Origin of the sequence: Achromobacter aegrifaciens (assembly GCF_902859735.1) — a bacterium.
In the GTDB taxonomy this organism is placed as follows: domain Bacteria; phylum Pseudomonadota; class Gammaproteobacteria; order Burkholderiales; family Burkholderiaceae_B; genus Achromobacter; species Achromobacter aegrifaciens.
In genome coordinates, this window is record NZ_CADIJY010000010.1 from 91468 (window position 1) to 113238 (window position 21771).

General features: G+C 66.8%; 25 protein-coding genes. 17 read left to right on the forward strand and 8 right to left on the reverse strand.

Features of this window, described 5'->3' with window-relative positions; genetic code table 11:
- Nucleotides 1-93: 93 nt before the first annotated feature.
- Nucleotides 94-816 carry a phosphonate metabolism transcriptional regulator PhnF gene (gene phnF / locus HV766_RS23140; protein ID WP_175181918.1) on the reverse strand — a complete coding sequence of 241 codons (723 nt, stop codon included), beginning with the start codon at nt 814-816 and terminating at the stop codon, nt 94-96.
- 185 nt (nt 817-1001) lie between these two features.
- Between phnF and phnG the strand changes: the two genes are divergently transcribed.
- The 9 genes from phnG to HV766_RS23185 all read left to right on the forward strand — a co-directional run bounded on the left by phnG (nt 1002) and on the right by HV766_RS23185 (nt 7924).
- The gene (phnG, locus tag HV766_RS23145; RefSeq protein ID WP_088142251.1) at nt 1002-1472 is read left to right on the forward strand and encodes a phosphonate C-P lyase system protein PhnG; all 471 of its coding nucleotides are present in this window, start codon (nt 1002-1004) and stop codon (nt 1470-1472) included.
- Nucleotide 1473: 1 nt separating this feature from the next.
- Entirely contained in the window at nt 1474-2091 is a 618-nt protein-coding gene (gene phnH / locus HV766_RS23150) for a phosphonate C-P lyase system protein PhnH (protein WP_054451484.1), read from the forward strand.
- A gap of 1 nt (nt 2092) precedes the next feature.
- Complete coding sequence (locus HV766_RS23155) at nt 2093-3208, forward strand: carbon-phosphorus lyase complex subunit (protein ID WP_054451483.1); 1116 nt, start codon at nt 2093-2095, stop codon at nt 3206-3208.
- Nucleotides 3205-4089 (forward strand): alpha-D-ribose 1-methylphosphonate 5-phosphate C-P-lyase PhnJ, encoded by an 885-nt coding sequence (locus HV766_RS23160; RefSeq protein WP_175181919.1) that lies wholly within the window; start codon nt 3205-3207, stop codon nt 4087-4089. Before HV766_RS23155 ends, HV766_RS23160 begins: the two co-directional genes overlap by 4 nt.
- Nucleotides 4086-4862: a phosphonate C-P lyase system protein PhnK gene (phnK, locus tag HV766_RS23165; RefSeq protein WP_013395684.1), complete on the forward strand. Its 777-nt coding sequence runs from the start codon at nt 4086-4088 to the stop codon at nt 4860-4862. The genes HV766_RS23160 and phnK overlap by 4 nt, the downstream gene beginning before the upstream one ends.
- Before the next feature lie 2 nt (nt 4863-4864).
- The gene (gene phnL / locus HV766_RS23170; RefSeq protein ID WP_054451479.1) at nt 4865-5587 is read left to right on the forward strand and encodes a phosphonate C-P lyase system protein PhnL; all 723 of its coding nucleotides are present in this window, start codon (nt 4865-4867) and stop codon (nt 5585-5587) included.
- Entirely contained in the window at nt 5587-6786 is a 1200-nt protein-coding gene (locus HV766_RS23175; protein WP_054451477.1) for an alpha-D-ribose 1-methylphosphonate 5-triphosphate diphosphatase, read from the forward strand. Before phnL ends, HV766_RS23175 begins: the two co-directional genes overlap by 1 nt.
- A 23-nt stretch (nt 6787-6809) precedes the next feature.
- Complete coding sequence (locus HV766_RS23180; RefSeq protein WP_175181938.1) at nt 6810-7352, forward strand: MOSC domain-containing protein; 543 nt, start codon at nt 6810-6812, stop codon at nt 7350-7352.
- 137 nt (nt 7353-7489) lie between these two features.
- Entirely contained in the window at nt 7490-7924 is a 435-nt protein-coding gene (locus HV766_RS23185) for a hypothetical protein (RefSeq protein ID WP_175181920.1), read from the forward strand.
- A gap of 12 nt (nt 7925-7936) precedes the next feature.
- Here the strand turns inward: HV766_RS23185 and HV766_RS23190 are convergent, their stop codons facing one another.
- Both HV766_RS23190 and HV766_RS23195 read right to left on the reverse strand, forming a co-directional pair.
- Nucleotides 7937-8317, reverse strand: a complete 381-nt coding sequence (locus HV766_RS23190) for a hypothetical protein (protein ID WP_225596846.1) — start codon at nt 8315-8317, stop codon at nt 7937-7939.
- 149 nt (nt 8318-8466) lie between these two features.
- On the reverse strand, nt 8467-9765 hold the full coding sequence (locus HV766_RS23195) for a dicarboxylate/amino acid:cation symporter (protein ID WP_225591305.1): 1299 nt from the start codon (nt 9763-9765) through the stop codon (nt 8467-8469).
- A gap of 356 nt (nt 9766-10121) precedes the next feature.
- On the opposite strand from HV766_RS23195, the gene HV766_RS23200 reads away from it, so the two are divergent.
- The gene (locus tag HV766_RS23200) at nt 10122-11021 is read left to right on the forward strand and encodes an SMP-30/gluconolactonase/LRE family protein (protein ID WP_175181922.1); all 900 of its coding nucleotides are present in this window, start codon (nt 10122-10124) and stop codon (nt 11019-11021) included.
- 202 nt (nt 11022-11223) lie between these two features.
- Nucleotides 11224-12288, forward strand: a complete 1065-nt coding sequence (gene fba, locus HV766_RS23205; RefSeq protein ID WP_013395676.1) for a class II fructose-bisphosphate aldolase — start codon at nt 11224-11226, stop codon at nt 12286-12288.
- A gap of 100 nt (nt 12289-12388) precedes the next feature.
- Here fba and HV766_RS23210 read toward each other — a convergent pair whose 3' ends face one another.
- Complete coding sequence (locus HV766_RS23210; protein ID WP_175181923.1) at nt 12389-12844, reverse strand: GFA family protein; 456 nt, start codon at nt 12842-12844, stop codon at nt 12389-12391.
- Nucleotides 12845-13104: 260 nt separating this feature from the next.
- Here HV766_RS23210 and HV766_RS23215 point away from each other — a divergent pair, with 260 nt between their 5' ends.
- The 6 genes from HV766_RS23215 to HV766_RS23240 all read left to right on the forward strand — a co-directional run bounded on the left by HV766_RS23215 (nt 13105) and on the right by HV766_RS23240 (nt 18505).
- Nucleotides 13105-13986: a phosphoribosylaminoimidazolesuccinocarboxamide synthase gene (locus tag HV766_RS23215; RefSeq protein ID WP_049075485.1), complete on the forward strand. Its 882-nt coding sequence runs from the start codon at nt 13105-13107 to the stop codon at nt 13984-13986.
- Between the two features lie 891 nt (nt 13987-14877).
- Nucleotides 14878-15036: a DUF5993 family protein gene (locus HV766_RS23220; protein ID WP_367648236.1), complete on the forward strand. Its 159-nt coding sequence runs from the start codon at nt 14878-14880 to the stop codon at nt 15034-15036.
- A gap of 10 nt (nt 15037-15046) precedes the next feature.
- The gene (locus HV766_RS23225; RefSeq protein WP_119450582.1) at nt 15047-15619 is read left to right on the forward strand and encodes a disulfide bond formation protein B; all 573 of its coding nucleotides are present in this window, start codon (nt 15047-15049) and stop codon (nt 15617-15619) included.
- 103 nt (nt 15620-15722) lie between these two features.
- Complete coding sequence (gene purE, locus HV766_RS23230) at nt 15723-16244, forward strand: 5-(carboxyamino)imidazole ribonucleotide mutase (RefSeq protein WP_054451468.1); 522 nt, start codon at nt 15723-15725, stop codon at nt 16242-16244.
- A 5-nt stretch (nt 16245-16249) separates the two neighbouring features.
- Nucleotides 16250-17440: a 5-(carboxyamino)imidazole ribonucleotide synthase gene (locus tag HV766_RS23235; RefSeq protein ID WP_054451466.1), complete on the forward strand. Its 1191-nt coding sequence runs from the start codon at nt 16250-16252 to the stop codon at nt 17438-17440.
- Nucleotides 17441-17452: 12 nt separating this feature from the next.
- Nucleotides 17453-18505 (forward strand): L-threonylcarbamoyladenylate synthase, encoded by a 1053-nt coding sequence (locus tag HV766_RS23240; protein ID WP_175181924.1) that lies wholly within the window; start codon nt 17453-17455, stop codon nt 18503-18505.
- Between the two features lie 10 nt (nt 18506-18515).
- On the opposite strand, the gene HV766_RS23245 is transcribed toward HV766_RS23240, so the two are convergent.
- Genes HV766_RS23245 through HV766_RS23260 form a run of 4 tightly spaced genes read right to left on the reverse strand, consistent with a single transcriptional unit; the run spans nt 18516 to nt 21711 of the window.
- Nucleotides 18516-19343, reverse strand: a complete 828-nt coding sequence (locus HV766_RS23245) for an IclR family transcriptional regulator domain-containing protein (RefSeq protein ID WP_054451462.1) — start codon at nt 19341-19343, stop codon at nt 18516-18518.
- Entirely contained in the window at nt 19343-19984 is a 642-nt protein-coding gene (locus HV766_RS23250) for a 3-oxoacid CoA-transferase subunit B (RefSeq protein WP_175181925.1), read from the reverse strand. The genes HV766_RS23245 and HV766_RS23250 overlap by 1 nt, the downstream gene beginning before the upstream one ends.
- Nucleotides 19985-20011: 27 nt before the next feature.
- Nucleotides 20012-20692 carry a 3-oxoacid CoA-transferase subunit A gene (locus tag HV766_RS23255; protein WP_175181926.1) on the reverse strand — a complete coding sequence of 227 codons (681 nt, stop codon included), beginning with the start codon at nt 20690-20692 and terminating at the stop codon, nt 20012-20014.
- Between the two features lie 17 nt (nt 20693-20709).
- On the reverse strand, nt 20710-21711 hold the full coding sequence (locus tag HV766_RS23260) for a Bug family tripartite tricarboxylate transporter substrate binding protein (protein ID WP_054451456.1): 1002 nt from the start codon (nt 21709-21711) through the stop codon (nt 20710-20712).
- Between the last annotated feature and the right edge of the window lie 60 nt (nt 21712-21771).

The following is a 21771-nucleotide window of genomic DNA, read 5'->3' on the forward strand; positions in this document are numbered from 1 at the left end:
TAGCGGGATTGCATTACAACCAGATGTCTAGATGAGTTAATCCGTTGGCCGGAGTCTTCCGCGCCGCCTGCGCGCGCAGGCGGCGGCCTTGCGTCAGCTGTCGTCCGTCACCATCAGCTGGACCATGTCGCCCACGAAGCGCGCCACGCTATATTGCAGCGGCGAGGCTTCCTGGTCCACATTCAAGGCCTCCACCTGAAGAATGGGGCGGGTCTTGGGCTGGCCCAGCAGGCGGGCGATTTCGGGCGTGGGCAGGGCGGCGGTGATGCGCGACCACTTGCGCGTGTAGTCGCCGATGCCATAGTGGGCATAGACCTTGGAGATCGAGCGCAGCGACGCCAGGCGGTCGGCGAAGTCGGGGAAGCGCTTTTCGTCGAAGAAATGTTCCGAGACGCTGATCGGGCGGTTCTCGGCTTTGCCTACGATCTGCACGCGCAACAGCGGCGCGGTACGCGTCAGGCCCAGGTGCTTGGCGATGTCGCCGGCGCGCAGGCTCTGGCTGCCCAGGACTTCCTGGTGGCCCAGCATGCCCTGGCTGCGCAGGTTCTCGGAAAAGCGCGTGCGCTTGCCGATGGCGTAGTCGATCGCGTGTTCCTGGACGAAGGTGCCGCGGCCTTGTTCGATGCGGACCAGGCCGCCTTGTTCGAGTTCGCCCATCGCGCGGCGGATGGTGTGGCGGTTGACGGAAAACTTGGCGGCCAGCTCGGGCTCGGACGGCAGCTGTTCGCCTGCCGCATAGAGCTTGTTGCGGATATCGTCCGCCAGCGCTTCGCCGATTTGCCGCCAGACGGCGATGCCGGAACCTCTTTCGACCATAGGGTGTGCTCGTGCTGTCACATCAGCTTCATGAAGAATGGCAGTGATTGTGCACCATGCTGCGGCGGCCGCAAAGGCGCTGCGGACGCGCTGCAACTGTCATCAAAAATTCACGCCAGGCTGTTGAACTTCCATTTCGGAGCGATCATACTCCATCCGGTCGTCTAGACGTTTAGAGGAAAAAGATGGATCACCCCAAGACAGGGCAGGATGCGGCGGGCGCGCAACGTGCCGCCTGGATGCGCGTGCTGGCGCTGGCCGATCCGGCCGCGCTGGATGGCGCTTTTTGCGCGCTGGCGGGCAAGCCGGAACACCAGACGTTGCGCCCCGCGCAAACCGGCATGGCCATGGTGCGCGCCCGCAGCGGCGGCACTGGGGCCCGCTTCAACCTGGGCGAAATGAGCGTGACACGTTGCGCGGTGACGATGGGCGAGGGCGTGGTGGGCGTGGCTTATGTGCAGGGCCGCTCGCAGCGCCATGCCGAGCAGGCGGCCGTGGCCGACGCCCTGCTGCAACTGCCGGAATGGCATGACACGGTGCAGGCACAGCTGATCCAGCCGCTGGCCCGCCTGCATGCCGAACGGGTCGAGCGCCAGGCCCGCGTGGCGGCGCAGACCAAGGTGGAATTCTTCACGATGGTGCGAGGCGAGGACTGACATGCAGCAACAGATACAAGCCGCCGCGGCCTCGGGCCGGGCGCTGCTCCCCGGATTCGCGGATCCCGTCGGCGACGCGCAGGCCACGTTCCGCGCCGCGCTGGACGCCATGGCCCACCCGGGTCGCATCCATGAAATCCTGATCGAAACCGGCGTGCCGGCGGGCCTGTCGCCTGCCATGACCGCGCTGCTGCTGACGTTGGTGGACGTGGACACGCCGCTCTGGCTGCCTGAAACCGTCAGCGCGGACGCGATCGCGTTTCTGCGATTTCATTGCGCCTGCCCCATCGTGCCATCGCCCTCGCTCGCGCGTTTCGCCGCGGTGCCGGCTGGCAGCAAGGCGCCGGCGCTTTCGGCTTGCCACCAGGGCGATCCGGCCTATCCCGATCTGTCTACCACCTTGCTGATCGAGGTCGAATCCCTGTCGGGCGGGGAACCCGCCATCCTCAGCGGCCCGGGTATCAAGAGCCAGCAGCTGCTGCATGCGGCAGGGCTGCCCGAGGGTTTCTGGCGCGAGTGGCGTCTCAATCATCAACGGTTTCCGCTCGGTGTCGACGTGTTCCTGACGCACGAGCGTCGGATCTGCGCACTGCCGCGCAGCACGCGCAAGGAGAACTGACATGTACGTAGCCGTAAAAGGGGGCGAACGCGCCATCCTCAATTCCTACCGCATGCTGGACGACTACCGGCGCGGCGACCGCGAAGTGCCCGAGCTGAGCCTGGACCAGATCCGCGAACAGATGCCGCTGGCGGTATCGCGGGTCATGGCGGAGGGCTCGCTCTACGATCCGCAACTGGCGGCGCTGGCCATCAAGCAGGCCGCGGGCGACCTGATCGAAGCGGTGTTCCTGCTGCGCGCCTACCGCACCACCTTGTCGCGCTTTGGCTATACCCAGCCCATCGACACCGGCCGCATGCGCCTGCAGCGCCGCATCTCGTCCACCTTCAAGGACGTGCCTGGCGGCCAGATCCTGGGACCGACCTACGACTACACCCAGCGTCTGCTGGACTTCTCGCTCGAAGCGCAGCGCGAAGCCGACGCCTTGCCGCCGGGCGGCGAGGCGCTGGACAGCGCGATGCCGCGCGTCACCGACCTGCTGGCGCATGACGACCTGATCGACGCGGAAGCCGTGCCCGAAGGCGATCCCGAACCCTTCGACCTGACCCGGCAGCCGCTGGATTTCCCGGCCTCGCGCGCGGCCCGCCTGCAGAACCTGGCGCGCGCAGACGAAGGTTTCCTGCTGTCCATGGGCTATTCGACCCAGCGCGGCTACGGCAATACCCACCCCTTCGCCGCCGAGATCCGCTACGGCGCGCTCGAGGTGGAAATGCACATCGAGGAATTGGGATTCGCCGTCACCGTGGGCGAGATCGAGATCACCGAATGCCAGATGGTCAGCCAGTTCGCGGGCAGCGCCGAGGAAGGCCCGAAGTTCACCCGGGGCTATGGGCTGACCTTTGGCTATGGCGAACGCAAGTCCATGTCGATGGCGCTGGTGGACCGCGCGCTGAAGGCGCGCGACCTGGGCGAACGCGCCGATTCGCCTGCCAATGATCACGAGTTCGTGCTCTATCACAGCGACAACGTCGAAGCCTCCGGTTTCGTGCAGCACTTGAAACTGCCGCACTACGTGGACTTCCAGGCCAATCTTGAACTGTTGCGGCGCATGCGCGCCGAACGCGCCGCGCCCGAGGCCGCGCGCAACGATCTGATGGACGAGGCGGTTTCCCCATGACTACGCAACACGCAACGGTCGAACGCGACGACCACTACAACTTCGCCTATCTGGACGAATCCACCAAGCGCATGCTGCGCCGCGCCTTGCTCAAGGCCGTCGCCATCCCCGGCTACCAGGTGCCTTTCGGCAGCCGCGAAATGCCGCTGCCCTATGGCTGGGGCACTGGCGGCATCCAGGTCACGGCGTCCATCATTGGCGCAAACGACGTGCTGAAGGTGATCGACCAGGGTTCGGACGACACCACCAACGCGATCAACATCCGCCGCTTCTTCGGCCGTGTCACGGGCGTGGCGACGACGGAATCCACTTCTGCCGCCACCATCGTCCAGACCCGCCACCGCATCCCCGAGACGCCGCTGGCGGAAGGGCAGATCATGGTGTTCCAGGTGCCCATTCCTGAACCGCTGCGCTGGCTGGAGCCTTCCGAAACCGAGACGCGCACCATGCACGCGCTGGCCGAATATGGCGGCATGCACGTCAAGCTGTACGAGGACATCGCGCAGCACGGCCATATCGCCACCACCTATGACTATCCTGTCATCGTGAACGGACGCTACATGATGCGGCCTTCGCCCATCCCCAAGTTCGACAACCCCAAGCTGGACCGCAGTCCTGCGCTGATGCTGTTCGGCGCGGGCCGCGAAAAGCGCGTCTACGCGGTGCCGCCCTACACGCAGGTGAAGAGCCTGGACTTCGAGGACCATCCGTTCAGGGTCGAGACCTGGAACGAATGCTGCGACCTGTGCGGATCGCGCGAGAGCTATCTGGATGAAATCATCCTGGACGACGCCGGCACGCGCCGTTTCGTCTGCTCCGACACCGAGTACTGCAACGACCGGCAGGCGCAACAGCAAGCCAACCAGGAGACCGCGGCATGAACGCCCAACCTTTGCTTTCAGTGCGCAACATGACGCGCACCTGGGACGGCGTGCACGGCTGCCGCAACGTCAACTTCGATCTGTATCCGGGCGAAGTCCTGTGCGTGGTCGGCGAGTCCGGTTCCGGCAAGAGCACGCTGCTGTCGGCCGTGTCGTACCAGACCAGGCCGGACGCGGGCAGCGTCTGGTACGACACCCGCGACCAGGGCTTTACCGACCTGGCCGCGCTGCCCGGCGCACGCCTGCGCCTGCTGTCGCGCACCGACTGGGGCTTCGTGCGGCAGAACGCCCGCGACGGCCTGCGCATGCAGGTCAGCGCGGGCGCCAACATCGCGGAGCGGTTGATGGCCGTGGGCGACAGGCATTACGGCGACTTGCGTCAGGCCGCTGGCAACTGGCTTCAGAAGATGGAGATCGACGCGGGACGGCTGGATGACAGGCCCACCTCGTTTTCGGGCGGCATGCAGCAGCGCCTGCAGATCGCCCGCAACCTCGTGACGCACCCGCGCCTGGTGTTCATGGACGAACCCACGGCTTCGCTGGACGTGTCGGTGCAGGCGCGCTTGCTGGACCTGCTGCGTCAGCTGGTGGCCGATCTGGGCTTGGCTGCGATCGTCGTGACCCACGACCTGGCCGTGGCGCGCCTGCTGGCGCATCGGACCCTGGTGATGCGCGGCGGCGAAGTGGTCGAAAGCGGCCTGACCGACCAGATCCTCGACGATCCGCAGCATCCCTACACCCAGTTGCTGGTGTCCTCCATTTTGCAGAGCTGAGCATGCCTGAAAAGACTCCCATGATCGAGGTGCGGGGCCTCGGAAAGATGTTCACCCTGCATAACCAGGGGGGCATGCGCCTGCCCGTGCTGGAGTCGGTCGACTTCGACGCGGCGGCGGGCGACTGCCTGGTGCTGGCGGGACCGTCCGGCACCGGCAAGAGCACCCTGCTACGCTGCCTGTACGGCAATTATCTGGCGACCGAAGGCAGCATCCGGGTCCGCTGGAACGACGAATGGGTGGAGCTGGCCGGCGCCCCCGAACAACGCATTCTGGCCTTGCGGCGCGAGGTGATCGGCTACGTCAGCCAGTTCCTGCGCGTGATTCCGCGCGTGTCGGCGCTGGACGTGGTGGCCGAACCCCTGCGCGCAGCGGGCGTGGAGGCCGACGAAGCCCGCTCCCGCGCAGCAGCCCTGCTGCAACGCTTGAACGTGCCGCCGCGCCTGTGGGGACTGGCGCCCGCCACGTTCTCGGGCGGCGAGCAGCAGCGCGTGAATATCGCACGCGGTTTCATCGCGCGCCATCCCATCCTGCTGCTGGATGAACCCACCGCGTCGCTGGACGCGGACAACCGCCAGGTCGTGATCGCGCTGATCCGCGAGGCCATGGCAGAAGGCCGCTGCCTGCTGGGCATCTTCCACGACGCCGAAGTGCGCGATGCAGTCGCCACGCAGACGCTGGCCTTGCGTCCCGCCCAACCCGCCCTGGCCGACCTGGAGCAATGATGCAGAGCACCTATCTCACCCATGCCCGCGTGGTACTGCAGGACCGCATCCTGGAGGACAGCGCCGTGCTGATCGACGATGGCCGCATCGTCGCCATCGAACCTGCCGGCGCGCGCGCGGACCGCGAGATCGATCTCCGTGGCCAGACCTTGCTGCCTGGTTTGATCGACCTGCATTGCGATGCCATCGAAAAGGAAGCCGAGCCGCGTTCGCGCGTGTTGTTTCCGCTGGATTTTGCCGTGGCCCAGGTGGACCGCCGCAATGCCGCGGCCGGCATCACCACGCCGTATCACGCGCTGTCCTTCGCCAATAGCGAGTGGGGCGTGCGCAACAACCAGACGGCGGCGGAAGTGGTGCGCACGGTGCGCGCCTTCGGCCAGCACAGCCTGGTCGACAACCGCGTCCACTGCCGCTACGAAGTCACCGACGCGTCCTCGGTGGACGTGCTGCGCGCGCTGATGGACGAGGGCGCGGTGGACCTGCTGTCGGTGATGGACCATTCTCCGGGGCAGGGCCAGTTCAAGACGCTGGAGTCCTATCTGCAGTACATGATGGGCAACCATGCCATGAGCCGCGAGCAGGCCGAGGAGGCCGCGCAGGCCAAGACGCGCGCCAAGGATGGCGCGGTGGCGCGGGTGGAGGCGCTGCTGTCGCATGCGCAGGGACTGGGCATCCCCACCGCCAGCCACGACGACGATTCGATCCAGCGCATCGCCACCATGCGCAACCTGGGCGTCGCGATGAGCGAATTCCCGATCACCCTGGATACCGCGCGCGCCGCGGTGTCCTGCGGACTGCCCACCATCCTGGGCGCGCCCAACGTGCTGCGCGGCCAGAGCCAGAGCGGTTCCATGCGCGCCATCGATGCCATACGCGCGGGCGTGGCCAGCTGCCTGTGTTCGGACTACCAGCCGTCGGCGTTGATCGCCGCCGCCTACACGGTGGCGGCTCAGACCGACCTGACGCTGCCACAGGCGGTCGCGCTGGTGACGCTGAATCCGGCGCAGGCTTGCGGCCTGTCCGACCGCGGGCGCATCGCGCCGGGGCTGCGCGCGGACCTGGTGGCGGTGGCGCAAGTGGGCACGCAGCCGCTGATCAGCCATACCTGGTCGGCGGGGCGGCTGGTATTCTCGGCGCACTATCCGCCCGTGCGCGCGAGCGAGCAGCGGGCGTCCGAAAAGCAGGCCGTGGCGGCCTGAACCGGTTCCTGGAGAGAGATGTGTTGCATCCCATCGTGACAGCCGTGGCCTGCAGCCCCACGCACGGGTTCAGCAAGCCGGTGGTGCGGGCCATCATGTTGCTGAAGGGGCTGGGCGTGGAAGGCGACGCCCACATGGGCGTTACGGTCAAGCACCGCTCCCGCGTCAAGGCGGATCCCGCCCAGCCCAATCTGCGGCAGGTCCACCTGATCCACGGCGAGCTGCACGACGAGCTGCAGCTTGCCGGTTTCAACGTGGCCGAAGGCACCATGGGCGAGAACATCACCACCCGCGGCATTGACCTGCTGGGCCTGCCGCGCGGGGCGCGCCTGCATATCGGCGCGGATGCGGTGGTCGAGATCACCGGTCTGCGCAATCCCTGCTCCCAGCTCGACAACTACCAGCAGGGCCTGACCGCCGCTGTGCTGGGCCGCCATCCGGACGGCAGCCTGATGCGCCGCGCCGGCATCATGGGCATCGTGATCGAAGGCGGCACGGTGAGCGCCGGCGATCCCATCCTCGTGGCGCTGCCCGACTTGCCGCATCTGCCGCTGGAGCGTGTCTGAACGCCGTCCGCGCAAGGCCGGCCTGTCGCAAAAACATCGCCGATATGCGCAGCCGGGAGGCCGTGCATCTGGTTAAATGACGGGAAAGGCGCGGCCGCGATTTCCGCGGCGCGCCGGCCCTTTTTCCGGAGTTTGCGATGGCACGATTCAATTTCACCCAGGATCCCGAGGAACCCGATCTGTGGGCGGCGGAGAACGTCGCCGCCGGCAAGGGCCGTCCGTCCATCCACGTGATGATCCAGACTGACGGCGAAGAACCCGACAGCAGCGCGTCCAAGGTGGTCAAGGCCATCATCGACGACCTCGATGACCAGATCCTGGCCGCGGCCGAATTCCTGCTGGAAAACTACTCCTACGAGCACTACAAGAAGCTCGGCCTGGACGACAACCAGCTGCTGCAGGAAGAAACCCCCGAAGCCATGGCCCAGCATGCCGTGCTGCGCGCGCTGTGGCTGTTCGACGAAGACGGCGACGGCTATGAACTGTGGTTCACGCTGCCCTGGGATCCGGTGCACACCTACGACGTGGAATTCGAGGACGGCGCGCCCGTCTCGTGCTCGGTCAACGACTAGGGCGTACAGCGCCTAGGGCCGGTCCAGCTCGAACTTCGTCGCCTGGCTCTGGCCCAGCGAATCGTCATAGCGGTACAGCATCTTCAGGGTCTTGCCCTTGCGGACCGTGTTGGCGGCGGTGTTCTCCAGCACCACGTCGATCTCGCGGCCGACGAATTCGGTGCAGTCGGTATCGGCGCGGGCGCCATCGGGGATGTCCGCGTTCCTGACCTTCAAGCGAAATATCAGTTGCGTCAGTTCCGTACCGTCGGTGCGGTACTGGCGCATCACCACGGGCAGGTTGGCCACGGTGCCGCCCAGCTCGCAGGAAATGCGGGTCCAGGCGTGGGAGGCGGGCGCGGCGGACATCAGGGCCGCGGCTGCCAGGGCGCAGCGCAGGCTAAGGCGTTTCATGGCATGAGGACTGAGCGTGGCGCCCATGCGCGCCGCGCCGGGATGGGAAGCGAAGGGCTTATATGTTGCTCCCCGCCATGGCGCCGGTCAAGCTGGCGCTAGCCATGAAAAAAACGGGCCATGCGGCCCGTTTTTCATTGCCCGCTGCGTCAGGCATTCTGGCGTGCGGCCTGGCCCGCGGGGGCTTCCCCGGCTGCGGCGGACTCGGTATCGGCCGTGTCCTCGCGATTGCCTTCCAGCTTGGAGATCACGGCGGTGGCCAGGCTGTTGCCGACCACGTTGGTGGCGGTGCGGCCCATGTCGAAGAACTGGTCGATGCCCATGATCAGCAGCAGGCCCGCTTCCGGCAGATGGAACATCGGCAGGGTCGCGGCCACCACCACGAGCGAGGCGCGCGCCACGCCGGCCATGCCTTTGCTGGTCACCATCAGCACCAGCAGCAGGGTCAGCTGCTGCGTAAAGCTCATCTGGATGTTGTAGGCCTGGGCGATGAACAGTACCGCGAAGGACTGGTACATCATCGAGCCGTCCAGGTTGAAGGAGTAGCCCAGCGGCAGCACGAAGCCCGAGATGCGCTTGGGCACGCCGAAACGCGTCAGCGCCTCGATGGTCTTGGGGTAGGCCGATTCGCTGCTGGCCGTGGAAAACGCCAGCAGCGTGGGCTCTTTGATCAAACCGCCCAGGCGGAAGGTCGACTTGCCCAGGAACAGATAGCCCACGGCGAACAGAATGGCCCACAGCAGCGCCAGGCCCAGGTAGAACTCGCCTATCAGCTTGCCGTAGCTCACCAGCACGCCCAGGCCCTCGGTGGTGATGGCGGCGGCCATGGCGGCGAACACGCCCAGGGGCGCAAAGCGCATCACGTAGTCCGTCACCCGGAACATGATCTTGGCCAGCTCGTCGATCAGGTTGTAGATGGTGTTGTGGCCCTTGCCGCGGATGAAGGACAGGGCGGCGCCGAAGAACAGCGAGAACACCAGGATCTGCAGGATCTCGTTGTTGGCCATGGCCTCGGCGATGCTGCGCGGGAATACGTGCGTGATGAAGGCCTTGAGCGTGAAGTCGCCCGTCTTCAGGCCTGAGGTCAGGTTCGCGTCCGGCAGCGCCAGGTTCATGTGCGCGCCGGGCTGGAAGATGTTGACCAGCGCCAGGCCCAGCAGCAGCGACAGGGCCGAGGCGGCGATGAACCAGACCATGGCGCGCATGCCGATGCGGCCCACGGCGCTGGCGTCGCTCATGCTGGCCAGGCCGGTCACCAGGGTGGCGAAGACCAGCGGCGCGATGATCATCTTGATCATGCGCAGGAAGATGTCGGTGACGAGACTGAAGTACGAGGCGATCTGCAAGGCCTCTTTCTCGTTCTGCGCGTAGTTGTGGCAGAAATAGCCCACCACGATGCCCAGCACCATGGCGATGCCGATGTAACGCGTCAGCTTCTTAGTGTTCATGATCAAAACGGAAAACAGGGATCGTTTGCCTGGCCCGGCAGGGCGGGCGCGCCGGCAAGAGGCGGGCAAGAGGATCCGGAGAGGGAATGCCAGGGTAGGCCGAGAGGTCCGGGTTTACCCTTGGGGCGCGATCTTAACGCCGCGCACCTGACACGTAGTTGTCAGATCGGGGACGGATAAGGCGGCTTACCCGGGAGCGGCTTCGGGACCGGCGATGTCGAAGTTGTATCAATTTGGAACTGCTGCGCTATCGCTCGCGCTCATGCCAGAATGGGCCGATCCCGGCGTGCGCGGCAGCGGCGCAGGGCAACACGAACAACAGGCCCCTGCGCGGGGCCGCACAAGGAGACCAGGCAATGCCGAAACGCGAATTGTCCGTGCTGGCGTCCGGATACACCTATCTGGAGGGGCTGCGCTGGCACGAAAACCGCTTGTGGGCGTCGGACTTCTATACCGAGCAGGTCATCGCCGTGGACCTGGATGGCACGGTCGAGCAGATCTGCAAGGTGCCGCAGCAGCCGTCCGGGCTGGGCTGGCTGCCGGACGGCCGCCTGCTGATCGCGTCCATGAAGGACCGCAAGCTCTTGCGGCGCGAGACGGACGGCACGCTGGCCGTGCACGCCGACCTGTCGGCGTACACCGGAGGCCCGGTCAACGACATGGTGGTGGATGCGCAGGGTCGGGCCTATGTGGGCAATTTCGGTTTCGACCTGATGGCGGGCGAGCCGGTCCGCAATACCGGCATCGTGCGCGTCGATCCCGACGGCTCGGCGCGCCAGGTGGCCGACGGACTGTGCTTTCCCAACGGTTCGTTCATCACGCCGGACGGCAAGACCATGATCGTCAACGAAACCTTCGGCAACCGCATTTCCGAGTTCGACATCCTGGCCGATGGCGGGCTGGGGCCGCGCCGCGACTGGGCCGATTTCGGCCCCTTGCCGGCCAGCGACGACCTGGGCGTGTTGATCGCCGCCTCCGCCATCGGACCGGACGGCGGCGCGCTGGACGCGGAAGGGGCCTTGTGGGTGGCTGACGCCATCGGCAAGCGCATCGTGCGCGTGGCGCGCGGCGGCAAGATCCTGGAGCAGATCGACACCGGCGAATTCGGCATCTTCGCCGCCGCCCTGGGCGGGCCGGACGGCCGGACCCTGTTCATGGCGGCCGCGCCCGACTTCATCGAGGCCAACCGCCGGGCCAGGCACGAAGGCTGCATCCTGATGACCCGGGTGGACGTGCCGCACGCCGGTCGGCCGTAGGCGCTGCGGTTTCTGGCGCGGCGCAAGCCGCCGCGCCATCGGTCCTTCGGGGGAGCCGAAGGCTGGCCTGAGCCTTTCGTGCTCATCTGAATGGACCGGATACGGGCGGTTGCAAGACCTTTCGTCGAATCCCCCGTAAAATCACCCCATTCAGCAAGTCTTCAATCATCTTTCAATAGACAGTACCTAAGGAGGACCACTCATGGCCCTAGTCTCCATGCGCCAGTTGCTCGACCACGCCGCCGAGCACGGCTACGGCATTCCCGCTTTCAACGTCAACAACCTGGAGCAGGTCCAGGCCATCATGGAAGCCGCTGCGGAGACCGACAGCCCGGTGATCATGCAGGCCTCGGCCGGCGCGCGCAAATACGCGGGCGAAGGCTTCCTGAAGTACCTGATCCAGGCCGCCGTGGAAACCTATCCCCACATCCCCGTGGTCATGCACCAGGATCACGGCCAGTCGCCCAAGATCTGCCAAGGCGCCATCGACCTGGGCTTCTCCAGCGTCATGATGGACGGCTCGCTCAAGGAAGACGGCAAGACCATCGCCGACTACGACTACAACGTCGAAGTGACCAAGAAGGTCGTGGATACCGCCCACAAGCTGGGCGTGACGGTCGAAGGCGAACTGGGCTGCCTGGGTTCCCTGGAAACCATGGAAGGCGACAAGGAAGACGGCCACGGCGCCGACGGCAAGCTGACCATGGATCAGCTGCTGACCGACCCGGAACAAGCCGCCGACTTCGTGCGCCGCACGCAGCTGGACGCCCTGGCCATCGCCATCGGCACCAGCCATGGCGCCTACAAGTTCACGCGCAAGCCCACCGGCGACATCCTGTCGATCTCCCGCATCAAGGAAATCCACGCCCGCCTGCCCAACACCCACCTGGTGATGCACGGCAGCTCCAGCGTGCCGCAGGAACTGCTGGCCGAGATCCGCGAATTCGGCGGCAACATGAAGGAAACCTACGGCGTGCCCGTCGAGGAAATCCAGGAAGCCATCAAGTACGGCGTGCGCAAGATCAATATCGACACCGATATCCGTCTGGCCATGACCGGCGCGATCCGCCGCTTCTTCGCTGAAAACCCGGAAAAGTTCGACCCGCGCGAATACCTGAAGCCGGCCCGCGCCGCCGCCAAGGCGATCTGTGTGGCTCGCTACACCGAATTCGGCACCGCCGGCAACGCCAGCAAGATCAAGGCCCTGCCGCTGACCGAAATCGCCGCGCAATACGCGTCGGGCAAGCTGGCTCAAGTGGTGCAGTAAGCATCTGCCGCAGGCGCATGACGCCAAAAGGCGTCTGGCGCCAAAGCGAAAAAAGGGCGGTCCACCCAGGTGGACCGCCCTTTTTTTGTCTGCGCCGCCGCTAGGGCGCCGGCGAGTTGCGGGGAAAGTGCGGCACGGTACGGTCCACGTGGTGCCAGGACGGGGCCGACTCGGTCCAGAGGGTGGCGCGGGCGCGGAAGGCTTCCGGATCATCCAGCGAACCGGCCCGCACGATGTCATAGCCCATGCCCGCCGAATTGCCGAACAGCGGAGTGCCGCAGTCCGCACAGAAGCTACGCATCACGGTATGGCCGGATTCGCCGCGGTAGCGGTGCTCTTTGGGGCTGCCGCGCAACAGCGTGATGGAGCCGGTCGGGAAGATCAGGGCATGGGCGGGGGCGCCGCCGCTGGAGTACTGGCAGTCCCGGCAATGACAGGTTGCCGCCATGATTGGTTCATCGGTGATGGCGTAGCGGACAGCGCCGCACTGGCAACCGCCGGTCAGGTGTACCTGCGCGTCGGCGTGGGCGCTGCGTTTGGGGGAAGCATCCTGCATACGGCTTTGTCTCCGGCTGGGGTCAGCGCCGTGACGCCAGAGGCGGCCGGCGCGCATCATAGGGGAGGCAAGAGCCTAACCCGGCCGCCGGGTGGCGTCGAGGGGAGGCCCGGCAAAACCTGCCCATTTGCAGTAACCTATGCGCTTCGCAGGACCCGCGCGCCGCGCCGGCCTTGCCCGCAGTTCCCGGATTCCGTTCTACTTCCCGCCCTGGCGCTTGCCCGAGGCGGGAATCTTCATTATTGCCATAGGCCATTCCCGTGACTTCTGCTTTGCATCAATCCAGCATCAAGTCCTTGCCGCTGCTGGGCCGCGGTAAGGTGCGCGACATGTACGCGGTGGGCGACGACAAGTTGCTGATCGTCGCATCGGATCGCATCTCCGCGTTTGACGTGATTCTTGACGACCCCATCCCAGGCAAGGGACAGGTGCTGACCGAACTGACCGAGTTCTGGCTGCAGAAGCTGGCCCACATCCTGCCGAACCACTCCACCGGCATCAAGCCCGAAGACGTGGTCGCGCCGGACGAAGTCGACCAGGTGCGCGGCCGCGCCGTGGTGGTCAAGCGCTTGAAGCCCATCCTGGTGGAAGCGGTCGCCCGCGGCTACCTGATCGGCTCGGGCTGGAAGGACTACCAGGCCACCGGCGCCGTCTGCGGCATCAAGCTGCCCGCCGGCCTGCAACAGGCAAGCCAGCTGCCCGAACCGATCTTCACGCCCGCCGCCAAGGCCGAGTTCGGCATGCACGACGAGAACGTGGACTTTGCCCACGTGGTCAAGGAAGTCGGCCAGGAAATGGCCGAGCGCATCCGCGACGTGACCCTCAAACTGTATGCCGAAGCCGCCAAGTTCGCGGCCACCAAGGGCATCATCATCGCCGACACCAAGTTCGAATTCGGGCTGGACGACGACGGCACGCTGTATCTGATGGACGAAGTGCTGACGCCGGATTCCTCGCGCTTCTGGCCTGCCGACGGCTACCGCGTGGGCATCAGCCCCCCGTCGTTCGACAAGCAATTCGTGCGTGACTGGCTGGAAACCCAGACCTGGGACAAGACCCCGCCCGCGCCGCGCTTGCCGCAGGACGTGCTGGAAAAGACCGCCGCCAAGTACCGCGAAGCCTTGGACCGCCTGGTCGCCTGAACGCTGCCGGGTAAGGAAAGCCCGCTCCCAAGGCGTCTGGATGAAGAAAATCCGGATCGCACTTCGGTTTTGTGGGGCGAGCATCGGAATGGCGCAGGGCAGCCTCGGCGGCTAAAGAACTCCGACATCCGCAAGCTCGAGGCCCTGCCGCTTCGGTGTTGTGAGGCGGGGTTCTTGAGTCGCCGGCGTCCGGACTGCGGGATTCCGATGCTCGCCCCAGTGGGGCTGCGCTTCGGATCCCTCCGTCCGGACACCGGCTTACAGCATCTACCCATGAACGGGTCTGAAGCCAGCGCATTAGGCGACTGCCAGCCGAGGACCCAGGAGCCATCCGAAGCGCAGCCCCATTGGGGCGAGCATCGGAATGGCGCAGGGCCGCCTCGGCGGCTAAAGAACTCCGACATCCGCAAGCTCGAGGCTCTGCCGCTTCGGTGTTGTGAGGCGGGGTTCTTGAGTCGCCGGCGTCCGGACTGCGGGATTCCGATGCTCGCCCCGGTGGGGCTGCGCTTCGGATCCCTCCGCCCGGACACCGGCTTACAGCATCTACCTATGAACGGGGTCCGAGGCCAACGCATTAGGCGACCGCCAGCCGAGGACCCCGGAGCCATCCGAAGCGCAGCCCCACCGGGGCGAGCATCGGAATGGCGCAGGGCAGCCTCGGCGGCTAAAGAACCCTGACGCCCGCAAGCTCGAAGCCCTACCGCTTCGCCCCCAGCAAGTTGGATTTACGTCCAACTTACCGCGGGCGGTCCAGATGGAGCGGTTTTTTCGACCCGAAAAGCGCTTGCCCTGCAAGTGTTATCAGGGCTTTCGATAGGATTTATTGCGAATTGTGACGTTATAATTCCCGGCTGCTTGCATGGGGACGTTCCCCAGAAAGGAGCTCCCAGCATGGTAATGATGTTGCCTTTCCTGACTGGCCTGATCGCGGTGTGGTTCGGCATGCTAGGCAGGCGCCGCCCCTGCGTGACCTTCTGGCTGCTGACGCTGGCGCTGTTCGCCGGCTGGTGCCAGTACCACATGACCAGCCCTCTGGCCTTGTCGTTCTGAGGGCGGGGCAATGATCTTCTCCCGCAATCCCGCGCGCGGCTCGCGCGTCCTCAATGGCCTGGCGCTGCTGGGCGTCACCAGCGCCCTGGGCATGGCCTTCTTCTGGCAGATCGCCTACGACGAGCTGCCTTGTCCGCTGTGCCTGTTGCAGCGCGTGGCGCTGCTGCTTGCGGGCGTGGGCTTCTTGCTGAACATGCGGTTGGGGCCTTCGCCCATGCACTATGCGATGAGCATCGCGGCCGCATTGGGCGGCATGCTGGCCGCCGGCCGGCAAGTGCTGCTGCACATCGCGCCGGGCGATCCGGGCTACGGCTCGCCCTTCCTGGGCCTGCACTTCTACACCTGGGCGTTCATCGCCTTTGCCGCCATCATCGTGTTCTGCGCCGTGATGCTGGCAGTCGACCGCAAATGGGGCGACAACATGCTGCGCAAGCCGGTGTCGGTGCTGGGCGTGCTGGTCATGGCCCTGTTTTTCCTGGTGGCGCTGGCCAATGTGGGCAGCACCACGCTGGAGTGCGGTTTCGGGCCTTGTCCGGACAACCCCGCCAGCTACCAATGGCTGGATTCCGCCTCCGCGACATAGCCCTTGCCGGCGCCGGGTAAAATACCGGGTTTCGCGGCATCCGTCCGCGGTCCTTTGACTTTCCGCGGCCCTGCGCCGCGGTCTCAACTCTACGACACCGGTTATGACAGCCAAGACTTCCGCAGCGGCAGAGGCCACCCCCGTGGTGGGCGTGATTATGGGTTCTTCCAGCGATTGGGAGGTCATGAAGCACGCGGTCACGATGCTGGAGGATTTTGGCGTTCCCCATGAGGCGCGCGTGATCTCCGCGCACCGCATGCCGCAGGACATGGCCGAGTACGGCGCGGCGGCGCATGCCCGCGGCCTGCGCGGCATCATCGCCGGCGCCGGCGGCGCGGCGCACCTGCCGGGCATGATGGCCGCCCTGACCGAAGTGCCGGTGTTCGGCGTGCCGGTGCCGTCCAAGTACCTGCGCGGCGAGGATTCGCTGCTGTCCATCGTGCAAATGCCCAAGGGCGTGCCGGTGGCCACTTTCGCGATCGGCGAAGCCGGCGCGGCCAATGCCGCGCTGCACCTGATCGCTACCCTGGCCGGCACGGACGCGGGCTTGCACAAGAAGCTGGTGGCGTTCCGCGCCCGCCAGACGCAAGCCGCGCGCGACATGAAGGTTCCGCCCGAGGCCTGATCAGAATGACTCAATCGACTGCTTTCATGATCGCTCCCGGCGGCTGGCTGGGATTGCTGGGCGGCGGCCAACTGGGCCGCATGTTCTGCCACGCGGCCCAGAGCCTGGGCTACAAGGTCGCGGTGCTGGACCCGGCCGCCGAATGCCCGGCGGGCATGGTGGCCGACCTGCACATCCAGGCGGCCTATGACGACGAGGCCGGCCTCGAGCGCCTGGCCCAGACCTGTCAGGCCGTCACCACCGAGTTCGAGAACGTGCCCGCGGACAGCCTGCGCACGCTGGCCACGCGCTGCCGCGTCAGCCCGGCCGGAGACGCCGTGGCCATCGTGCAGGACCGCATCGCCGAAAAGACGTTCATTGCCTCGCAAGGCATTGCTGTCGCGCCGCACGCCGCGATCCGCAGCGAAGCCGACCTGCGCGCAGCGCCCCAAGGGCTGTTTCCGGGCATCCTGAAAGTCGCCCGCCTGGGTTACGACGGCAAGGGCCAGGCCCGCATCAACACGCGCGAGGAAGCGCTGGCGGCCTTCGCCGAATTCGGCGGCGTGGCCTGCGTGCTGGAAGCGCTGATGCCGCTGGACTACGAAATTTCCGTGGTGCTGGCGCGCGGCTTCGATGGCGCGAGCGTGGTGTTCCCGGTGGCGCGCAACGTGCACCGCGACGGCATCCTGGCGGTGTCGACCGCGGCGCCGGTGCAGCAGGACGCAGCCCATGCCGAAAGGCAGGCCCGCGCCACGCAGGCCGCGCAAGCCATCGCGCAGGGGTTGGGCTACCACGGCGTGCTGTGCGTGGAATTCTTCGTGCTCAAGGACGGCAGCCTGATCGTCAACGAGATCGCGCCGCGCCCGCACAACAGCGGCCACTACACCATGGATGCCTGCCTCAGCAGCCAGTTCGAGCAGCAGGCGCGCGCCATGGCCGGCCTGCCGCTGGGCGGCTCCGACCTGCTGGCGCCCGCCGTCATGCTGAACATCCTGGGCGACATCTGGTATCCGTCGGCCACCGCCACGGCGCAGCGCGAACCCGATTGGGCCGCCGCGCTGGCCGTGCCAACCGCCAAGCTGCACCTGTACGGCAAGCGCGAAGCGCGCCGTGGCCGCAAGATGGGCCACATCACGATCGTGGCGCCCACGCTGCAGCAGGCTCGCGACGACGCCGCCCGCGTGGCGGCGGCGCTGGGCATGCAGGCTCCCGAGTAAAGCGCGGATTCCATGACTTCCTTGTCCCCGTCAGCGTCCGCCACCGCCGCGGAGATCGCCCACGCCGCCCAGCGCATGCTGGACGGCGAGCTGGCCGCATTTCCCACCGAGACCGTCTACGGCCTGGGCGCGGACGCGGAAAACCCGCAAGCGGTCGCCAAGATCTACGCCGCCAAGGGCCGGCCTTCCAACCATCCCGTCATTGTGCACATCGCGCCGCAAGGCGATCTGTCGTACTGGGCGGCGGAAGTGCCGCAAGAGGCGCGCCTGCTGATCGACGCTTTCTGGCCCGGTCCGCTCACGTTGATTCTCAAGCGCGCGCCGCACATCGTCGACACGGTCAGCGGCGGCCAGGACAGCATCGGCATCCGCTGCCCCTCGCATCCGGTGGCGCAGGCGCTGCTGGCGGCTTTTGCCGCGGGCAAGCCCAACGGGCAGGGCGGCGTCGCGGCGCCATCTGCCAACAAGTTCGGCCAGGTGTCGCCGACGCGCGCCGAGCACGTGCGCAGCGAGTTCCCCGAGGAAGTCGCGGCCGGCATGCCGGTGCTGGAAGGGGGCGCCTCGGAAGTGGGCATCGAGTCCACCATCCTTGACCTGTCGCGCCTGGACCGCGGCGCCGGCCCCGTGCTGCTGCGTCCCGGCCACATCAGCGCCGCGCAGATCGAGGCCGTGCTGGGCGTGCAGGTCTTCGCGCCCGACGCCGCCGCGCCCAGGGCATCGGGCACGCTGAAGGCGCACTACGCGCCGCGCACGGCGCTGGAACTGGCTTCCGACGCACGCCTGCGGGACGTGGTGCAGGGGCAGGGCCTGCCCGAAGGCAAGGTCGTGGTGGTCGCCTACGGCGAGCGCCCCGATGCGCTCGACGCCCGGGTGCAGTGGCAGGGCGTGCCAGCCGATCCGGCGCGCTATGCGCAGGCCCTTTACGGCCTGCTGCGCGACCTGGACAAGCAGGGTTATGCGCGCATCATCGTGCAGGCGCCCCCTGCCACCGATGACTGGCACGCGGTCAACGACCGCATCGGCCGCGCCGCCGCTGCCTTCACGCTGGATACGACGGACCTGTAGGCCTTGCGCCTCAGGCCGCCAGGAACTCCCCGATCCGCTCCACCGCCTGCCGCAACGGCGGCAGGAACTCCTCCGTCAGCCGGTTCAGCGGCACCCGCGCCGCCTTGACACTGACGTTGACCGCGCCGCAGGCCTTGCCGCTGGCCGAGCGCACCGCCACGGAGATGGCGCGCACGTTCAGTTCCAGTTCCTGGTCGACGACGGCGTAGTCCTGCTCGCGGATGCGCGCGAGTTCGGCGCGCAGCTTGTCCTCGGTGACCAGCGTGAATTCCGTGTACGGCTGAAGCTCGGTCGCGGCGAAGTAGCGGGCCAGCGCGGGTTCGGGCAATTGCGCCAGCAGCACCCGGCCGATCGAGGTGCAGTACGCCGGCAGCCTGCTGCCCAGCCCCATCGAGGTCGCCAGCAGGCGGGTCACCTCGGAACGCGCCAGGTACAGCATCTCGTGGCCTTCCATGATGGCGAGCGCGCAGGTCTCGTTGATCGTGGCGCTGAGTTCTTCCAGCACCGGCTGCGCCAGCGACACAAAGGGCGTGGACGAGAAATAGGCGTAGCCCAGGCCCAGGATGCGCGGGGTCAGTACATAGAGCCTGCCGTGCTGTTCGGCGATGCCCAACAGGATCAGCGTGTGCAGGCAGCGCTGTACCACGGCGCGCGGCAAGCCGGCGCGGCGGCTCAGTTCGGCCGCGGTCTGCGGATGGCGGCGGGTGCCGAAGGCGCGGATCACATGCAGCCCGCGCGCCAGCGTCAGCATGTAATCCGGATCGCCGCGCAGCTGGTCGGGATGGTCTTCCGCTGCGAGCGGCGCGGCGTAGCCGGGCGGCGGAAGATTGGGCCGCATCAGGCTGCGCGCAATGGCGCGCCGGTGCGCGCCTGGAGGGCTGAGAGGGTCATGCCGTCGATCATATCCCGAACCAGCAGCCCGTCCGGCGTGACCTCGATGACGGCCAGGTCGGTATAGATGCGGTCCACCACGCCAGCGCCCGTCAGCGGATAGGTGCAGCGCTCGACGATCTTGGGCTCGCCGCTTTTGCTGTTGTGTTCCATCATGATGTAGACGCTGCGCGCGCCCACCGCCAGGTCCATCGCGCCGCCCACGGCCGGCGCTTCCCCGGCCTTGGCCAGCGACCAGTTGGCCAGGTCGCCGTTGGCGGCGACCTGCATGCCGCCCATGACGCAGATGTCCAGATGGCCGCCGCGCATCATCGCGAACGAATCCGCATGATGGAAATACGCGCCGCCTTCCAGCAGGGTCACGGGCTGCTTGCCGGCGTTGATCAGGTCCAGGTTGATGTCGGCCTCGGCGGGTGGCGGGCCCATGCCCAGGATGCCGTTTTCGCTGTGCAGCACGATCTCGCGGCCGGCGGGCAGGTGGGCGGCCACCAGCACCGGCATGCCGATGCCCAGGTTGACATAGCTGCCGTCGGGAATGTCCTGGGCCAGGCGGCGCGCCATGGCCTCGCGGGTCAGGGGTTGGAACATGCGGATTCCTTTGCGGTTCGGCCAGCCCTAGCTGGAAAAGGCGGCGTTGGCGACCTGGGTGACGCGCTTGACGAAGATGCCCGGCGTCACCACGGCCTCGGGCGACAGCTCGCCCAGCGCGACCTTGGCGCGCACCTGCACGATGGCGGTCTTGGCCGCCATGCACATGACCGGGCCGAAGTTGCGCGCGCTCTTGTTGTAGGTGAGGTTGCCCCAGCGGTCGGCCAGGTCGGCCTTTACCAACGCGAAGTCGCCATGCAGGGGCTGTTCGAAGACGTGGCCACGGCCGTCGATCATGCGCGTTTCCTTGCCGCGCGCCAGTTCGGTGCCGTAGGCTGTGGGCGTGTAGAACCCGCCCAGGCCGGCGCCGGCCGCCCGCAGGCGTTCGGCGATGGTGCCTTGCGGCACGCATTCCAGTTCGATGCGGCCCTGGCGGTAGAACTCGTCGAAGACCCAGGAGTGCGAGGCCTTGGGAAACGAGCAGATCACCTTGCGCACGCGCCCGGCCTTGATCAACGCCGCCAGGCCGGTTTCGTGGTTGCCGGCGTTGTTGCTGACCACGGTGAGCTCGCGCGCGCCCTGCGCGATCAGCGCGTGGATCAGCTCGGTGGGCATGCCGGCGCCGCCGAAACCGCTGATCAGCACGGTGGCGCCGTCGTGCACGTCCGCAACGGCGGTCTCGGGAGTGTCGTAGAACTTGTCGATCATGCGGGGCTCCTGCGCTTTCAGTCCACGGTGATACGCGCCTGCTTGATGATCCCGGCGTAGCGCGTCGAGTCCGTCTTCATCAGGTCGGCGAATTGCGCGGTGGTGCCGCTGACCGGCAGGAAGCCCGCGTCCAGGAATTTCTGCCTGACGTCGGGCTCCTTGACGATCTCGCTGATCTCGCGCGCCATGCGGTCGATGACCGGCGTGGGCGTGCCGGCCGGCGCCATCAGGCCCGCCCACGAACCGGTGACGAAGCCGGGCAGGCCGGCTTCTTCCATGGTCGGGATCGAGGGCTCGGTCGGCCAGCGCTGCTTGCCGGTGAACGCCAGCGCCTTCAGCCGGTTCTGCTTGACGTACTGCATGGGCACGAGGATCGGATCGAAGACCATGGACACGCGGCCGCCCAGCAGGTCCGCCAGGATGGGGGCGCTGCCTTTGTAGGCCACGTGCGTCATGGTGATCTTGCTTTGCAGCGCGAAGTCCGCGCCGGTCAGGTGCGCGCTGGAACCGTTGCCGCTGGAGGCATAGGTGAGCTTGTCCGGATTCTTGCGGGCATAGTCGACCAGTTCGGCCACCGTCTTCACGGGAATGTCTTCGGCCACGAACAGGAACAGGGGCAGGTCCGCCATCTGCACCACGGGCGTCAGGTCGGCGGGCTTGTAGCCCAGTTTGTATAGATGGAAATTGATGATGTAGGCGGGCAGGATGGAAAGAAAGGTGTAGCCGTCCGGCTCCGCCTTCGCGGCGATGGCGGCCCCCACGCTGCTGTTGGCGCCGGGGCGGTTCTCGATGATGATGGTCTGCTTCAGGCGCGGGCCGAGCTTGTCCATCACGATGCGCGTGACGATATCGGTCGAGCCGCCTGGCGTGTACGGCACGATGACTTTGATCGGCTTGCTGGGCCAGTCGTCTGCGGCGTGAACGCCAGCGCCGGCGGCCAGGCCGGCGGCCGCCAGGGCCGTGCCCAGCAGGGATTTGAGGGTGCTGCGGCGGGACTGCAAGTGGCTTGCATGGGTCATGGGTTGGGTCTCCTCCATGAATCGGCCGCTCGCGTAGTCGCGGCCGTTATTTTTTGAGAG

Bases quoted from the DNA above. Each gene is read 5' to 3' on its own strand.
- phnF (WP_175181918.1), bottom strand. From the start codon at position 816: ATGGTCGAAAGAGGTTCCGGCATCGCCGTCTGGCGGCAAATCGGCGAA.
- phnG (WP_088142251.1), top strand. From the start codon at position 1,002: ATGGATCACCCCAAGACAGGGCAGGATGCGGCGGGCGCGCAACGTGCC.
- phnH (WP_054451484.1), top strand. From the start codon at position 1,474: ATGCAGCAACAGATACAAGCCGCCGCGGCCTCGGGCCGGGCGCTGCTC.
- HV766_RS23155 (WP_054451483.1), top strand. From the start codon at position 2,093: ATGTACGTAGCCGTAAAAGGGGGCGAACGCGCCATCCTCAATTCCTAC.
- HV766_RS23160 (WP_175181919.1), top strand. From the start codon at position 3,205: ATGACTACGCAACACGCAACGGTCGAACGCGACGACCACTACAACTTC.
- phnK (WP_013395684.1), top strand. From the start codon at position 4,086: ATGAACGCCCAACCTTTGCTTTCAGTGCGCAACATGACGCGCACCTGG.
- phnL (WP_054451479.1), top strand. From the start codon at position 4,865: ATGCCTGAAAAGACTCCCATGATCGAGGTGCGGGGCCTCGGAAAGATG.
- HV766_RS23175 (WP_054451477.1), top strand. From the start codon at position 5,587: ATGCAGAGCACCTATCTCACCCATGCCCGCGTGGTACTGCAGGACCGC.
- HV766_RS23185 (WP_175181920.1), top strand. From the start codon at position 7,490: ATGGCACGATTCAATTTCACCCAGGATCCCGAGGAACCCGATCTGTGG.
- HV766_RS23190 (WP_225596846.1), bottom strand. From the start codon at position 8,317: ATGAAACGCCTTAGCCTGCGCTGCGCCCTGGCAGCCGCGGCCCTGATG.
- HV766_RS23195 (WP_225591305.1), bottom strand. From the start codon at position 9,765: ATGAACACTAAGAAGCTGACGCGTTACATCGGCATCGCCATGGTGCTG.
- HV766_RS23200 (WP_175181922.1), top strand. From the start codon at position 10,122: ATGCCGAAACGCGAATTGTCCGTGCTGGCGTCCGGATACACCTATCTG.
- fba (WP_013395676.1), top strand. From the start codon at position 11,224: ATGGCCCTAGTCTCCATGCGCCAGTTGCTCGACCACGCCGCCGAGCAC.
- HV766_RS23210 (WP_175181923.1), bottom strand. From the start codon at position 12,844: ATGCAGGATGCTTCCCCCAAACGCAGCGCCCACGCCGACGCGCAGGTA.
- HV766_RS23220 (WP_367648236.1), top strand. From the start codon at position 14,878: ATGGTAATGATGTTGCCTTTCCTGACTGGCCTGATCGCGGTGTGGTTC.
- HV766_RS23225 (WP_119450582.1), top strand. From the start codon at position 15,047: ATGATCTTCTCCCGCAATCCCGCGCGCGGCTCGCGCGTCCTCAATGGC.
- purE (WP_054451468.1), top strand. From the start codon at position 15,723: ATGACAGCCAAGACTTCCGCAGCGGCAGAGGCCACCCCCGTGGTGGGC.
- HV766_RS23235 (WP_054451466.1), top strand. From the start codon at position 16,250: ATGACTCAATCGACTGCTTTCATGATCGCTCCCGGCGGCTGGCTGGGA.
- HV766_RS23240 (WP_175181924.1), top strand. From the start codon at position 17,453: ATGACTTCCTTGTCCCCGTCAGCGTCCGCCACCGCCGCGGAGATCGCC.
- HV766_RS23245 (WP_054451462.1), bottom strand. From the start codon at position 19,343: ATGCGGCCCAATCTTCCGCCGCCCGGCTACGCCGCGCCGCTCGCAGCG.
- HV766_RS23250 (WP_175181925.1), bottom strand. From the start codon at position 19,984: ATGTTCCAACCCCTGACCCGCGAGGCCATGGCGCGCCGCCTGGCCCAG.
- HV766_RS23255 (WP_175181926.1), bottom strand. From the start codon at position 20,692: ATGATCGACAAGTTCTACGACACTCCCGAGACCGCCGTTGCGGACGTG.
- HV766_RS23260 (WP_054451456.1), bottom strand. From the start codon at position 21,711: ATGACCCATGCAAGCCACTTGCAGTCCCGCCGCAGCACCCTCAAATCC.